General features: G+C 59.6%; 13 protein-coding genes. 5 read left to right on the forward strand and 8 right to left on the reverse strand.

Translation table 11 applies throughout. The annotated features are described in order from the left end of the window. Nucleotides 1-3 precede the first annotated feature (3 nt). From HF327_RS01515 to HF327_RS01530, 4 genes are all read right to left on the reverse strand, one after another. On the reverse strand, nt 4-1,680 hold the full coding sequence (locus HF327_RS01515) for an acyl-CoA dehydrogenase family protein (RefSeq protein ID WP_169106556.1): 1,677 nt from the start codon (nt 1,678-1,680) through the stop codon (nt 4-6). A 75-nt stretch (nt 1,681-1,755) separates the two neighbouring features. Beyond that, nucleotides 1,756-2,589, reverse strand: a complete 834-nt coding sequence (locus HF327_RS01520) for a M48 family metallopeptidase (RefSeq protein ID WP_169106557.1) — start codon at nt 2,587-2,589, stop codon at nt 1,756-1,758. A gap of 37 nt (nt 2,590-2,626) precedes the next feature. Next, complete coding sequence (locus HF327_RS01525; protein WP_169106558.1) at nt 2,627-3,544, reverse strand: DMT family transporter; 918 nt, start codon at nt 3,542-3,544, stop codon at nt 2,627-2,629. 70 nt (nt 3,545-3,614) lie between these two features. Further along, the gene (locus HF327_RS01530) at nt 3,615-4,310 is read right to left on the reverse strand and encodes a helix-turn-helix domain-containing protein (protein ID WP_169106559.1); all 696 of its coding nucleotides are present in this window, start codon (nt 4,308-4,310) and stop codon (nt 3,615-3,617) included. A gap of 102 nt (nt 4,311-4,412) precedes the next feature. Here HF327_RS01530 and HF327_RS01535 point away from each other — a divergent pair, with 102 nt between their 5' ends. The 3 genes from HF327_RS01535 (at nt 4,413) to HF327_RS01545 (ending at nt 7,906) form a co-directional block, all read left to right on the forward strand. After that, a complete protein-coding gene (locus tag HF327_RS01535; RefSeq protein WP_407927012.1) occupies nt 4,413-5,777 on the forward strand; it encodes an AmpG family muropeptide MFS transporter in 1,365 nt (454 codons plus the stop codon). 126 nt (nt 5,778-5,903) lie between these two features. After that, nucleotides 5,904-6,653, forward strand: coding sequence for a response regulator (locus HF327_RS01540; RefSeq protein ID WP_169106560.1), 750 nt, complete (start codon nt 5,904-5,906; stop codon nt 6,651-6,653). A 32-nt stretch (nt 6,654-6,685) separates the two neighbouring features. Beyond that, complete coding sequence (locus tag HF327_RS01545) at nt 6,686-7,906, forward strand: HAMP domain-containing sensor histidine kinase (protein WP_169106561.1); 1,221 nt, start codon at nt 6,686-6,688, stop codon at nt 7,904-7,906. Nucleotides 7,907-7,966: 60 nt separating this feature from the next. On the opposite strand, the gene HF327_RS01550 is transcribed toward HF327_RS01545, so the two are convergent. The 3 genes from HF327_RS01550 to HF327_RS01560 are packed head-to-tail and all read right to left on the reverse strand — an operon-like array spanning nt 7,967 to nt 11,720. Then, complete coding sequence (locus HF327_RS01550) at nt 7,967-9,304, reverse strand: UDP-glucose dehydrogenase family protein (protein ID WP_169106562.1); 1,338 nt, start codon at nt 9,302-9,304, stop codon at nt 7,967-7,969. Beyond that, entirely contained in the window at nt 9,301-10,311 is a 1,011-nt protein-coding gene (locus HF327_RS01555) for an NAD-dependent epimerase (RefSeq protein WP_169106563.1), read from the reverse strand. The genes HF327_RS01550 and HF327_RS01555 overlap by 4 nt, the downstream gene beginning before the upstream one ends. Then, complete coding sequence (locus tag HF327_RS01560; protein WP_328701750.1) at nt 10,308-11,720, reverse strand: ArnT family glycosyltransferase; 1,413 nt, start codon at nt 11,718-11,720, stop codon at nt 10,308-10,310. The genes HF327_RS01555 and HF327_RS01560 overlap by 4 nt, the downstream gene beginning before the upstream one ends. A 239-nt stretch (nt 11,721-11,959) precedes the next feature. On the opposite strand from HF327_RS01560, the gene HF327_RS01565 reads away from it, so the two are divergent. Both HF327_RS01565 and HF327_RS01570 read left to right on the forward strand, forming a co-directional pair. Beyond that, the gene (locus HF327_RS01565) at nt 11,960-12,976 is read left to right on the forward strand and encodes a glycosyltransferase family 2 protein (protein ID WP_169106564.1); all 1,017 of its coding nucleotides are present in this window, start codon (nt 11,960-11,962) and stop codon (nt 12,974-12,976) included. A gap of 32 nt (nt 12,977-13,008) precedes the next feature. Further along, a complete protein-coding gene (locus HF327_RS01570; protein WP_198460384.1) occupies nt 13,009-13,908 on the forward strand; it encodes a lysylphosphatidylglycerol synthase transmembrane domain-containing protein in 900 nt (299 codons plus the stop codon). On the opposite strand, the gene HF327_RS01575 is transcribed toward HF327_RS01570, so the two are convergent. Further along, on the reverse strand, nt 13,899-14,762 hold the full coding sequence (locus HF327_RS01575) for an O-antigen ligase family protein (protein ID WP_236023998.1): 864 nt from the start codon (nt 14,760-14,762) through the stop codon (nt 13,899-13,901). The two genes, HF327_RS01570 and HF327_RS01575, sit on opposite strands and share 10 nt — an antisense overlap. Nucleotides 14,763-14,780 lie beyond the last annotated feature (18 nt).

Genomic DNA, 14,780 nt, shown 5'->3' on the forward strand with positions numbered 1-14,780 from the left:
GTTTCAGGCGGGCAGCGCGCGTTGCAATATCGCCGAGAGATCGATGGCTGCCGGGTTGAAGGCCCCAACCACCATGGCCCCGCTTTGCTCGCCCAGGCGGGTGTGGATAAAGCCAGTAGCCATGTAGGCCGGCGCATGTTGTCGCAGCAGGCAGGCCTGAGCCAGCAGAGCCAGGTCTTGCACCAGTCTGCGAGCCTGCGGTTCCAGCGCATCTGGCTCGGCAGACAGGCGCTGGGCCAGCGACTGAGCCAGCCGCGTCAGCGTGGGCTCCCCTGCTGCCATGTTAATGAGGTCCTGCAGCAGCAGACGAGTGGCTTCGGGCTCGCGGCCCATGGCGCGCAGCACATCCAGGCACATCACATTGCCCGACCCTTCCCAGATGGAGTTGACCGGCGCTTCGCGAAACAGGCGCGACACAATGCTTTCCTGCACATAGCCGTTGCCGCCAAAAACCTCCATGGCTTCGCCCGTGATTTCGACTGAGCGTTTGCAGATCCAGAACTTGGCGGCTGGGGTCATGATGCGTTTCCAGGCACGGGCCAGCAGGTCGCCTTCGGCCTCGCGTTCATAGGCCTGCGCCAGATGCATTCCTAGTTGCATCGATGCTTCGCTTTCGAGAGCTAAGTCCGCAAGCACACAGCGCATCAGAGGTTGATCTGAGAGGATTTTTCCGAAGGCCGAGCGCTGGCGCGCATAGGCAATTGACTGGACTACAGCGGTGCGAAAAATGGCCGCGCTGCCCAGCACGCAGTTCAGCCGTGTGTAGCTGGCCATCTCGATGATGGTGGGAATCCCCCTGCCTTCCTCACCCATGAGAATGCCCCAGGCGTCCTGCAGCTCCACCTCGGAGCTGGAGTTGCTGCGGTTGCCCACCTTGTCTTTGAGGCGCTGTATGCGCACCGGGTTCTTGCTGCCATCAGGCCGCCAGCGCGGCACAAAAAAGCAGGCGTGGCCGCCTAACTCTCCATTGGGCGCAGCCATGCGCGCCACAACCAAATGCGCATCGCACATGGGGGCTGAGAAGAACCATTTGTGGCCGCGCAGCAGATATTCGCCACCCCGCCCGCCGTCATGAATGGGGCGGGCCACCGTGGTGTTGGCGCGCACGTCAGAGCCGCCCTGTTTTTCTGTCATGCCCATGCCTATCCAGATGGATTTTTTCTGGCTCAGCGGTACATCGCGGGCATCGTATTCGTGGCTGTAGAGCTGGGCCTGCAACTGGCTCCAGAGCTGCGGCTCTTTTTGCAGCAAGGGAATAGCCGCCGTGGTCATGGTTGCCGGGCATAGCGTGCCTTGCTCAACCTGCCCATGCAGATAAAAGCCCGCGGCCCATGCGCTCCAGCGGCCTTTATCCGAGCGCTCAAACGGCAGCGAGATCAGGCCTTGTTCGCGGTACAACGCCATCAGGCTGTGCCAGCTGGGGTGGAATTCCACGGAATCCTGCACGCGCCCGCGTGCATCAAAGCGTTGCAGCTCCGGCGTGTGGCGGTTGGCCAGCTCGGCATGCTCCCAATTGGCCTTCTGGCCAAGCTGCTGCGCAAAGCGGTCGAGTGCTGGCGTAAAGACCTGCGCCTGCTGGCGTTGCAGCGCTTCTTGCAAGGCCACATCGGACTGAAGCAGGTTGATGCCGGTCAGCTCATCAACCTGATTGAAAACGTCATGGGTATCCAGGGCTTGCATGCAGAACCTCCGGTGGCAACAAACCACTATAGAGCGACTGCGTGGACAGGCGAGAGCGGGTTTTCAGTGCTGCGCTTAGCGTTTGCGCGCCTGCTCGTACAGGCCCATGACGCGCGGCACATTGCCTTCGAGCTGGCGAATGCGGCTGGGGCCCGTGGGGTGGGTGGAGAGAAAGCCTATGCCGCCTTCGCCCGTGGCTTCACCCATCTTGCGCCATAGGCTCACAGCGGCCTGCGGGTTGTAGCCCGCGCGGGCGGCCAGCTCAAGGCCCACCAGGTCTGCATCGCTTTCATCGTTGCGGCTGAACTTGAGGCTGAGTAACTGCCCGCCAAGGCGCGCTGCCGTGCTGCCAATATCGCCCAGACCCAGCAACTGCGCACCCAGTGATATGCCGATGCTGGTGGCCTGATTTTTGGCCAGTTGCTCGCGCGAATGCTCGCGCAGCGCATGTGCCATTTCATGGCCCATGATCATGGCGATTTCATCGTCCGTCAGTCTGAGCTGGTCGATGATGCCGGTGTAGAAGGCAATCTTGCCGCCGGGCATGCAAAAGGCGTTGATCTGCTTGCTGGCGATGAGGTTGACCTCCCACTTCCATTGGCTGGCGCGCGGGTTCCATTGTGCCGCGTAGGGGATGAGGCGCTGTGCAATGGCGCGAATGCGCTGCAACTGGGCGTTGTTGCCGTCTGCGAGTGCCCCTTTGGCCTTGGCTTGCTGCAGCAATTCCTGGTACTGCTGCGTGGCCGAGTTTTCAAGCGTTTCCGCCGGAACCAGCTGGCGCATCACCGATGCCTTGCCTACATCGACCTGGGCCTGCGCAGGCGCGTGCATCAGCGGGGTGCAGGCAAGGGCCACCAGCAAGGAGTGGCGAGTGGCGTACTGGCACAGTAGGGAAATGGTTGCGTGCATAAGCGCCAAGTCTATGCGAGCCATAGCAGACCAAGGGTCAGACGGCTTCTGCAGACCTTCTCTCCGCCTGTACCACCAGCCACAGGCCGCCAATCACGCCCAGCAGGCCGAGCACCGACCACCATGCAGGTCGCTCACCCACGATCAGCAGCGACAGCGCAAAGGCCGTAATGGGTTCTGCCTTGCTGAGCGCCACGCCAGTGGCTGCAGACATGCCGCGTAAACCTATTGAGAACAGCAGATAGGCCACGCCTGTCGCCACGATGCCCAAATAGATAACGACGGCCCAGCCGCTGGGGCTGACTTGTAGCGGACCCCCCAGCCATGAGGCAAATGGCAGTGACAACAGCGCGGCGCAACCGAACACCCAGGCGTTGACTGTGGCCACACGCGCCTGCATGACCAGCGCCTGATTGACCAGTGCATAGGCCGCATAAGAAAGCCCCGCCAGCAGGCATAGTGCCATGCCTACCCATGGCAGGTGTTGCCTGTCCGCCGTGGCCAGCGCCATGACAATGCCGCCGCCTACGCCTATGCCGGTTCCCAGCCACCACTGCGGGCTGGGCATGCGCTTTTGCACGACAGCCTGCATCAGTCCGGCCCAGATGGGGCCGCTGCCAATGGCCAGAGCCGTTCCCAGCGCCACACCGCTGGCTTTGATGCCTGCAAAAAAGCTCAGGTTGTAGATCGCCATGCACAGCCCGCAAAACACCAGGCGACCCCAGCGAATCGGTAATGACCGGTGGCCTCTGTCCATCACCCAAGCCAGAGCGATAAAAAACAGCACTGCCATGACCATGCGCAGCCCCCCGACCCAATAGGGCGAGAGCTGTGCCGGTGCAAAGTGCTGTGCCGTGCCCGTGGTGCCCCAGAGCATGGCGGCGGCCAGCACCAGGCCCACAGGCCCTAATGAGGCGGTGGCGGAGGGGAGGGAACGAGTGGAGGAAGAGGACATGAGAGCGCCATCATGCGCTGCAGCAAGCGTGGCAACTATCGAGGAACGCTTGTGGTGATGGGTTGCTGAGTCAGCGCTGCTCACGCAGCTGGCGAGACGTCACGCCACGTTCGCGCCGCAGGGCATAGGCCAGTGCGCTGGCCGATGCATAGCCGCAGCGCAGCGCCGTGGCCTCCAGCGCAGCGCCTTGTTTGAGTTGCTGCACCGCCGCATCAAGGCGCAGGCCGCGCAGCCAGTTTTGCGGCGTGTGGCCTGCCAGTTCTACAAAGCGGGCATGGAACTGGGCCACGCTCAAATGCATCAAGGCCGCCAGTCGCGCAGTGGGCCAGTTTTCATGCAATGTGGCCTGGACCTGGTATTGCAACCACAGCAAGTCCAGTCCGCGGCGTTGCAGCAGCGTGGGAGCTTGCAGCACCAGTGCCATTTGCGCAGCTGCAGACAGGCTGGACTGGGGATAGCGCAGCGGCGGCGGCACTGCAAAGCGGCGCAGCTTATCCAGCCCCTGCGCCATGGGGGCATCAATCACCAGCACCTGCGTTTGCGGCTGCGCCAGATAGCCGTGGTCGGTGCCCGCAGGGATGACCATGCCGCAGGCGCTGTCGACAAAGCTGGGCCTGCCGCCGACCTCCAGCTCCATGCGCCCTTGCAGCGCAAACAGAATCTGCGCATAGCCGTGGGCATGGGCCTGATGCTCGCCGTGATAGCTGCGCACCGAGGCCTGCGCTTGATCAAGCACAGTTCGCAGGGATGCGGTGTTACGGCTCATAGGTAGAACTTGCTTACAGAAGAGGGGGCAGGCACGCAGATGGTAGCGTCGGCCTCTGCGCGCAGGCAACCGATAATGCCCGCAGCCTTAAAGAATCAGACCATGACCGAGTCGACCAACACAAGCAGCAAGCTCTCCCATATCACCCCTGCGGCAACGCCGGAGCCCAAGCGCAGCTGGGGCCAGGCTCTCAAGGTCTATGCCCAGCCCACCAGCTTGCGAATGCTGGCTCTGGGCTTCTCGGCGGGGCTGCCGCTGCTGCTGGTGTTGGGCACGTTGAGCTTCTGGCTGCGCGAGGCCGGTATTGACCGTAGCACGATTGGTTTTTTGAGCTGGGTGGGGCTGGCTTATGCCTTCAAGTGGGTCTGGTCACCACTGGTGGACAGGCTGCCCCTGCCGGTCGCGACAAGACTTCTGGGCCGGCGTCGCAGCTGGCTGCTGTTTTCGCAGCTGCTGATTGTTGCGGGACTGCTGGGCATGTCTTTCATGGACCCCAAGCAGGCTTTACAGCCGCTGGTGATCTGCGCATTGCTGGTGGCTTTTGGTTCGGCCACGCAAGACATTGCCCTTGATGCCTACCGCATCGAATCTGCCAAGGTGGACGATCAGGCCGCGCTGGCCGCCACCTACCAGACCGGCTATCGCCTGGCCATGATCTGGGCCGGTGCGGGTGTGCTGTGGGTCGCCTCAAGGGTGCAGGGCGATGCGCAGGGCTATGTGGTGCAGGCCTGGCATGTGGCCTATACGGCCATGGCGGCCAGCATGCTGGTGGGCATGATTACGGTGCTGCTCTCGCCAGAGCCTGAGGCCCGCCCCATGGCCCCTGCGCGCAACGCATCGGAATGGATTCAAGGTGCGCTGATTGCACCGTTTTCTGACTTTATTGGCCGCTACCGCTGGCAGGCGCTGCTGCTGCTGGCGCTGATTGGCCTGTATCGTGTGAGTGACGTGGTCATGGGAATCATGGCCAACCCCTTCTATGTGGACATGGGGTACACCAAGGAAGAAGTGGCCGCTGTGACCAAGGTGTTCGGCGTCATCATGACGCTGGTGGGTGGCTTTGTAGGCGGCACCATGGCCGTGCGCTGGGGCGTAATGCGCGTTCTGATGCTGGGAGCGGTTCTGTCAGCTGGAACCAACCTGCTCTTTGCCTGGCTGGCCACACGTGGCCACGATGTATCGGCACTGGTCTGGGTGGTCAGTGCCGACAATCTGGCGGGTGGTATTGCCTCGGCGGCCTTCATTGCCTATCTCTCGGGTCTGACCAATGTGCAGTACTCGGCCACGCAATACGCGCTGTTCAGCTCCATGATGCTGTTGGCGCCCAAGTGGCTGGCTGGCTACTCCGGCGTTTTTGTAGATGCTTTTGGTTACGAGGCGTTCTTCCACACCACGGCACTGATGGGCTTCCCTGTGCTGCTGCTGATCTATCTGGCATCCAAGGTAAAAATGGGGTCTGGCGCTTGATGGATAAGCGCTGGTAGCTATTGTTTTTGTGGAAAGAGGGCGGTTTACCCAACTTTACGCGCCAGACAAGAGCAGATCACCTGCGTGTTGCAGCATGGGGCCTTGAAGAAAAATTAAGGCGCGAGCATGACTACACTGCCCCCTATGAGCACGCACCAACTTCTGATGATTGAGGACGACGTTCGCCTGGCGCAAATGGTGAGCGACTATCTGGGCAATAACGGCCTGGAAGTGACCCATAAGGCCGACGGCAAAAGCGGTCTGGACCAGCTGCAGCCCGCAGATGGCGGATCGGCGGAACAGCCGGATCTGGTGATTCTGGACCTGATGCTGCCTGACATGGACGGCCTCGAAGTCTGCCGCCGTATCCGTTCCATGCCCGGCGCAGCCGCTCAGGTTCCCGTACTGATGCTGACCGCCAAGGGCGACCCCATGGACCGCATCATCGGCCTGGAGCTTGGCGCTGATGACTACCTCCCCAAACCCTTTGAACCGCGCGAGCTGCTGGCCCGTATTCGCGCCATCTTGCGCCGCAAAGGCAGTGAAAATCAGGCTGCTCCATCGACGGCTGTCATGCGTTTTGGCGGCCTTGAAATTGACCGCGATGCACGCACCGTTTCAGTCGGTGAGCAGGTGGCCGATCTCACCTCCTACCAGTTCGACTTGCTGGTCGCACTGGCCGAACGCGCAGGCCGCGTGCTGACGCGCGACCAAATCATGGAAGCCGTGCGCGGCCGCGAGCTGGAGGCTTTTGACCGCTCTATCGACGTGCACATGGGGCGCATTCGTGCCGCGATTGAAGCGGACCCCAAGGCCCCCAAACGCATTTTGACGGTGCGCGGTGTGGGCTATGTCTTCGCTAAACAGCAGGATTGATTGTCGGTGCCCGTGATGATGGAAATGTCCCAATGAAGCTGCTGCATGTTTTCTCTCAGCGTCTGTACCTGCGCATCTGGCTGGCCGTTGTGATCGGCGTGGCCGTGTTGACGCTGTGCGTGGCATGGGCCTGGAATATCGCCGAAGAGCAGCGCGTGCAGAACAGTGCGGCGGCACCATCGCGTGAAATGGCGGTGCGTGGCCCTGATGGTGATGTGCTGATTGAGGGGCGTGGTAACCGCATTTCCGGCTCGCCAGTAGATGGTGTGCGCTTTGAGATCGCCGCCAAAGATGGGCAAACTTATGAGCTGTGGATGGCCCCACGTGAGTGGCGCGACGGCCGCCCGCCACCGCGTGATGGTGCTGTCGCGTTCTGGTTGCGTCCGCCCTTTGGCTTTTTGTGGATGCTGGGGCTGGTGGGTGTTGCCGTGATCGTGGGCGTGTTCCCCATCATTCGCCGCTTGCTCAAGCGACTTGAAAACCTACAGCGCGGCGTGAAGCGTTTTGGCGAGGGTGATCTATCGGTGCGCGTGCCCGAGCACGGCCATGATGAAGTGGCTGACCTGGCCCACCAATTCAACGCGGCGGCCGAGCGCATCGAAACCTTGATGACATCGCACAAATCCTTGCTGGCCAACGCCTCGCACGAGCTGCGCTCGCCGCTGACGCGTATCCGCATGGGGCTGGAATTCATGGGCAATGACCCGGCCAGCGCTCGTGCCAAGGTCGAAATTCAGCGCAATATCACCGAGCTGGATCAACTGGTCGATGAGATCTTGCTGGCCAGTCGACTGGACTCCAGTGAGGTGGATGTGGGGACGGTGGAGTGCGTCGATTTGATCGGCCTTTGCGCCGAAGAGTGCGCGCGCATCGATGCGGATCTGGACATGCAAGCCGACGGTCCGCTGGAAGTGCAAGGCATTGCCAAACTGCTGCGCCGCGCAGTGCGCAACCTGCTGGAAAACGCTCGTCGTTACAGCGCAGGTGAGATCACGCTGTCGCTCTCCAAACAAGGCAATATGGCGCTGATTTGTGTTGCAGATCACGGTCCTGGCGTACCCGAGGCGCAGCGTGAGCGTATCTTCGAGAAGTTTTACCGTTTGCCTGGTGCCAGCGAGCGATCTGGAGGCGTGGGTCTGGGTCTGTCGCTGGTGCGCTCGATTGCAGAGCGCCACGGAGGCACTGTTCGCTGTGAAGACCGAAAAGACGGCGGCAAGGGCGCAAGCTTTGTGATCGCGCTACCGCTGGTTTGAGTGGATGCCCCGTAAAAAGCCCCACAGGTTTTGGCCTGTGGGGCTTTTTACGGGAGGCTCTCAGCGCGGCAGCTGCATGGGGCGGCCAATGGAGACATAGCCCAGACCATGGCCGGCTGGCAGAGAGGGCTCAAACAGGTTGCGGCCATCAAAGATCATCTTGTCAGCCAGCGTCTGCGCCAGCAGGCTGAAGTCTGGTGTGCGGAAGATCTGCCATTCAGTCACGATGGTCAGACAGTCTGCACCCTGTACGGCGGCGAGTGGGTTGTCGACCAGTTGCAGATCGGCGCGTTCACTGTAAATGCGGTGTGCCTCCTTCATGGCCACGGGGTCATAAGCCTGGACCTTGGCTCCTGCGGCCCACAGCGACTCCAGCAAGACGCGGCTGGGCGCTTCGCGCATGTCGTCGGTGTTGGGTTTGAAGGCCAAGCCCCAGACGGCAATGGTCTTTCCCTTGAGGTCACCGTTGTAGAACGTGCTGATACGCTCAAACAGCACATTGCGCTGGGCGTGGTTGCGGTCTTCTACAGCGTTGAGCACCAGGGGCTCGAACTCCACTTCCTTGGCAGTGTGGATGAGTGCTTTTACATCCTTTGGAAAGCAGCTTCCGCCATAGCCCACGCCGGGGTAAATGAAGTGATAGCCGATGCGCGGATCGCTGCCAATGCCGCGGCGCACGGCTTCTATGTTGGCTCCCAGTCGTTCGGCCAGATTGGCGATCTCGTTCATGAAACTGATCTTGGTCGCCAGCATGGCATTGGCTGCGTACTTGGTCAGTTCGGCACTCTTCACATCCATCATCACGATCTTGTCGTGATTGCGGTTGAAGGGCGCATACAGCTCGCGCAGCTTGGCTTCAGATGCGGGGTTGCTGGTGCCAATAATGATGCGGTCCGGGCGCTGGCAGTCTCCCACCGCAGCCCCTTCCTTGAGGAATTCGGGGTTGGAAACCACATCAAACGTGTAGGGCACATTGCGCTGCGCAAGTCCTTCAGCGATGACGGCGGTGACCTTATCGGCCGTACCTACGGGCACGGTTGATTTGTTGATGACGATGCGCGGGCCATCCATGTGCTGGGCAATGGTGCGGGCCACGGCCAGCACATATTGGAGGTCGGCGCTGCCGTCTTCATCGGGCGGAGTGCCTACAGCCAGAAAGATCAGCTCGCTGTGTGCTACGCCTTCTGCGGCGTTGGTGGTGAACTGAAGGCGACCCAGCTGCTGGTTGTTGATGACGAGGGCATCCAGACCCGGTTCATGAATGGGAATCTGTCCGGCCTTGAGGGCCGCGATTTTTTTCTCATCCACATCCACGCACAGAACCTGGTGACCGACATCGGCCAGGACTGCGCCTTGTACGAGACCGACATAGCCGGTACCAAAAACAGTAACTTTCATACGCGATAAAAAGAGCGGTACCAGTCCACAAAACGCTGCACGCCGGTGGTGACGGGCATGGCCGGCGAGAAGCCAACCCAGGCCTGCAGGGCGCGGGTGTCAGCTGATGTGCTGTGCATATCGCCGGGCTGAATAGGCAGCATTTGCTTGCGGGCGGTGGTTTGCAGGGCACCCTCCAGTGCGGCGATGTAGTCCATCAGCACGGTGGGTGAGTTGTTGCCAATATTGAAGATGCGATAGGGCGCAGTGCTGGTGCCGGGGTTGGGGCGCTGGCTGTCATAGCTGGCATCCGCAGTGGCAGGCTTGTCCAGAACACGCATGATGCCTTCGACGATGTCGTCGATATAGGTGAAGTCGCGCACCAACTTTCCGTCACCGTAGACATCAATGATCTCGCCCGCCAGTATGGCCTTGGTGAACTTGAACAAAGCCATGTCAGGGCGGCCCCAAGGTCCATAGACCGTGAAAAAGCGCAGGCCTGTGGTGGGCGTTCCGTACAGGTGCGAATAGGTGTGAGCCATCAGCTCATTGGCCTTCTTGGTGGCTGCGTAGTAGCTGATGGGGTGATCTACTGCATCGCTTTCGGCAAACGGCATCTTCGTGTTGCCGCCATAGACGCTGGAACTGCTGGCGTAGACCAGGTGTGCCACCTTGTGTTTGCGGCAGCCTTGCAAGATATTGCCAAAGCCCAGCAGATTGGAGTCTGTGTAGTCGTCAGGCTGGTCGATGGAGTAGCGTACGCCAGCTTGTGCAGCCAGGTGTAGAACCTTGCTGGGGGCGACTTGTGTAAACAGGTCGGCCATGCCTTGGCGATCAGCAACATCCAGCTCTACAAACCGGAAGTTGGCATGGGGGCGCAGCTCATCCAGGCGGGCGTGCTTGAGCGCCACATCGTAGTAGTTGTTGAGGTTGTCGATACCAACCACGGGCACGCCTTGTTCAAGCAGTCGCTTGGTGCAATGCATGCCGATAAAGCCGGCACAGCCGGTGATCAGAACGGGATTCATGGGGCGATCCAAAGATATTGATACTGCGCAGGTGTTGCGCTGGCTGGCATTTTCTCGAAAGGAATGGTCAGCACTTGCGGGGTGGCTTTAGCCTGCGTGGTGAAGATGCCATCCCACCAGCTGGGAACCGGCTTGTCGGCGCGGGTAATCAGAAGTAGTCCGCCAGCAGCGTCAGCCTTGGCTTGAGATAGGCATTGCTGCAGCTGTGCGCCCTCCGAGCAGCCAAGTGCATAGCTTTGAGGGAATTGCGAATGCAGCATGGCAGCGATCATGTGGTCAGATCCAACGATCACGCCATTGCCGGTGTAGCCCGCGCCGCGCAACTGCTGTGCCAGCTCCTTGACAGGGTGGTTTAGCTCATCAGGATCATTCTTGCGGCCGCCTTGCCAGGGGCGCAAGGTGGCCATAGCCAGAAAGATCAGCGCAAAGACAATGACGAAGATGGTGAACATGCGCCCCACACCTTGTTCCAGCAAAGCAGGTCGCCAGACATACAGAGCCATAGGGACGATGGCGGTCAGTGGCAGCATCCAGCGTTGTTTGAAGTCGGTGACATCAGCCACGATCACCATGGCCAACAGGCAAACGGCAACGATGAGCAGATAGCGCTGCAACAGCGGTTTGACCCAGATGCGTGAAGGCACTAAGGCAGTCGTTTGAGGTGCAGGGGTCCAGAGCTTGGAGCGATAGCTGGCTAATACGGCAATCAGCCACAGGCCGAGGGTAGAGAGCAAGGCCTTGAGCAGATTGCCCAGACCGTTGAGGTGCGATGCCTCGGTCGAGATGGACATTTTCTGTACAGTCTCGGTCGTTGCCATTCCCCAGTGCGAAGCTAGCCACGAGGCATGGGGTGCAAAGATCAGTGCCCCCACCAGCGGTGCCAGCCACCAACCTTTGGCAAAGATGGCCGAGCGAACCTGCGCCACCGTCATCGATGCCAAAAACAAGGCGCCGATCAACATGGCGTAGCTGTATTTGGAGAGCATGCCCAACCCGCAGAACAGGCCAATCAATACAAAATTGATAGCTTGCGGTTTTTGTACTTGACGCAGTACGGCAAACCACAGGCCCATGGTCATGGCCGTGACCATTACGGTGTGAGTTTGGTCACGTAGGGAATCCCAGCCGAAGGGGGGCATCAGCAGCAGGCCTGCTGCAACCCACCATGCGCCTTTGTCATTGAGGATTTGTCGGCCTGCCAGCCATGCCAGGCAGTAGGTCAGTGCAATCAGCGAGTGCTTGAGTGAAGCCAGAGCCAAAACCGAGGGGCCTAAGAGCTGACAGATAGCCCACTGCATCCATGTATAGAGCGGTGGCTGGGGGCCGTAGCCCAGTTGCAGGTGCTGGGCCCAGAGAATTTGTTCAGACTCGTCCCATTTCATGCCCGCAGAAATGGTGATGCGCGACACGATATGAGCGCAGACCAGAAGCGCGAGCCATATCCATGGTTTGGAATAAAGAGTTTGCTGCCAGTCTGTGGAAAAAGAGGGGGTATAGCTTGATGCCATTGATTTTTGCAGGTGAGCAAATGATGGAGTGTGAGCACTCGCGTTTGCGATGGGCTTTGCAGGCCAAACAATGTGCTTGGCGCAAATGGCACCTAGGGTATTCAGTTAGTATAGGTGACTGTTATTAAAAATCATTAAGCATGACGTCCGTGCACGATTCAAGTCCTGAAGTTTCCATCGTTGTACCTATTTATAACGAGTTCGATAATCTGCCCGATCTGGTGGCCCGCATTGACGAGGCTATGCGCACCCAGCCGCTGAGCTATGAACTGATCGCGGTGGATGATGGGTCAACTGACGGTAGTGCCAAGCGTCTGCGCGAGCTGGCTGAGCAGAACCCTTGGGTGCGAGCCGTGTGTCTGGTGCGCAACTATGGGCAGTCCAGCGCCTTGCAAGCAGGCTTTGATCGTGTGCGTGGCCGCTATGTGGTGACGCTGGATGCGGATTTACAGAACGAGCCCGGCGATATTCCGCTGCTGCTGGAGCGTCTGGAAAATGAACCTGATCTGGACATGATTTCAGGCTGGCGCAAGAACCGCCAAGATAAGGCGTTGTCACGTCGCTTGCCATCGGTGCTGGCCAATCGCCTGATCTCCAAGCTCACCAATGTGCAGTTGCATGATTACGGTTGTGCTCTCAAAGCTTATCGCCGCGAGATCATTGACCGCATTCGCCTGTATGGCGAGATGCACCGCTTCATCCCCTCTTTGGCCCGCGATGCCGGTGCTCGTATTGCCGAAGTGCCTGTGCGCCACCATGCACGCACTCATGGGGTGTCCAAGTACGGGATTGACCGCACCTTCCGCGTGATTCTGGACCTGATCTTTATCGTTTTTTTTATGCGCTTCCGTCAGCGCCCTCTGCACGCCTTTGGCGGCATGGGTTTGTGGATGGCCACACCCGGCGTTTTAATTCTGCTGTGGCTGCTGGTGCAAAAGCTCATGGGCGAATCCATTGGCGGGCGCCCTCTGCTAATGGCGGGGGTTATGCTGGTGTTGATGGGTATGCAGTTCATCGCCGCTGGCCTGATTGGTGAGCTGCTGACACGTATTTATTACGAGTCTGGTAGCGGCTTGCAGTACTACGCCAAGGACTACGGCGTAGTTAAGCACTCCCCCGATGAGAGAACGACCAAAGCACAATCTGTTGCATTGTGAGCAAGACGCGTAAAGCGCTGGTCCGTGCTCTGATGGGCATGGCTTTGCTGGTGGCCGTTATTTACTTGGCCAATCCCCGACAACTTTTTGCGCAGCTGCAACAAGCCAATCCATGGTGGCTGCTGGCGGGCTTTGTGGTTGCTATCGCTTCTAATGCTGCATCGGCCTGGCGTTGGCGTGCGATGGCGCAGTGGCTTGGGGCAGAGATGAGTGCGGCATCTGGCATGCGCTGGTATTTTCAGGCGGTTGGCTTGAATGTGCTGCTGCCCGGCGCTGTGGTCGGTGGTGATGTCTATCGTGCAATCGCACTTCAGAAAACGGGGCAGACCAAGGCGGCGAGCAATCTATCCGTCATTCTGGATCGCGTCAGTGGCTTGTGGATGCTTTGCGCTATTGGCGGTCTGGGCGCATTCGCTTGCGCCCCCGCCTTGGCACCATGGGTGCACATGAACGAGAGCTTATTCGGCGCCTCGCTGCTGGCAATCACTGTGCTATGGGTATTGTTGCCTTGCGTGCTGTTAAGGGGGGTGCGCCGTGGCTGGCTCAAGCTGCCTGGCACTTGGCTGGATCCTATTCGCGTGGCAGCGAGCAGTCCTGACTTTGTGCACCAGCTGTTAATACAGGCCGCGTCATCAGCGGTGGTGCAACTCTTGTCTGCGGCTGCTCTGGCTTGTGGTGCTATTGCCCTGGGTGTTCAGTTGCCGCTAGCCGTGTGGACCTTTGCAATTGCCCCCGTATTTTTGATGGCTGCTTTGCCGGTCAGTGTGGGCGGCTGGGGCACCCGCGAAGCCGCCGCTGTGGCGGCTCTGGCTCCGTTCGGGGTGTCTGCCGTTCTGGCTGTGGGTGTGGGACTGCTTTATGGCGTGTTCGCACTGGGCCAGGGAGCTTTGGGCGCGCTGGCCTTCGGCTTACCCAGCAAGAGTCAAGACTGAGGTGCGGGGGCGGCTTGGGATTCAAGTCTGCAAATACCACCCCAGAGCACAGCCAGACTAAAGATATAGAACATATTGCCACTGTTGTGTGCGAAGAAGACCTGGGTCCAGCCAAATCCAAAGTAGGCCAGTGGCAGCAGCGTTGCAGCAGCTCGCAGGGCCAGCAGCTTTGAGCGCTGTTCAGCATTGACACGTGCTATGCGGCTTTTTGTAGGCCAGAAGATGGCTGCGGGTACCGCATAAAACAACAGCAGCAAGATCAGACCCAGTAGCCCGCGTTTGACCCACATATCCAGAATCTCATTGTGCGCATGCCCATACTCCATCACCGAGGGGTGAGCGAGGCCTTGATCCACCATTTGCTGCTTGGCAGCCGGGTAGCCAGCCAGGCCCCAGCCTGTTAGAGGGCGCTGTTCGATCAAATGGATGGCAAGTCGCCATTGCTCCAGTCGCTGGCCGACGGAAGTGACTGCATATTTTTGAGGATCTTGTAGGTATTGCGAAATCTCTCGTGTTGCTTCGCTGCTGCGTTGCTCGAGCTTTTGGTAGGCTGGCACCGCCACGATCAAGCCAAGAAGGAGCATGCATCCTGCTGCCAGGCTGGCCAGGCGCTTATAGCCATTGAGCCAAGTCATCAACCAGATGGCGGCAACCAGCAATGGGATGACAACCCAGGAACCTCGGGAATCTGAAAGAAAAGATGCGTAAATACCGCATGCTCCCAGCAGACCCAAGGCCATTGTTTGACGCTTGCTCCGGCCGCCCAGCAGGGCCAGCGCCAAAGTGGCAAACCCCAGATACATGGCAATGCCACCATATTGGATGGCATTCGTAAATCCGGAAACTCTTGGCATCTTTAAGACGCCTGCTTG

The organism is Comamonas suwonensis (assembly GCF_012844455.2).
GTDB classification, from domain to species: domain Bacteria; phylum Pseudomonadota; class Gammaproteobacteria; order Burkholderiales; family Burkholderiaceae_C; genus Comamonas; species Comamonas suwonensis.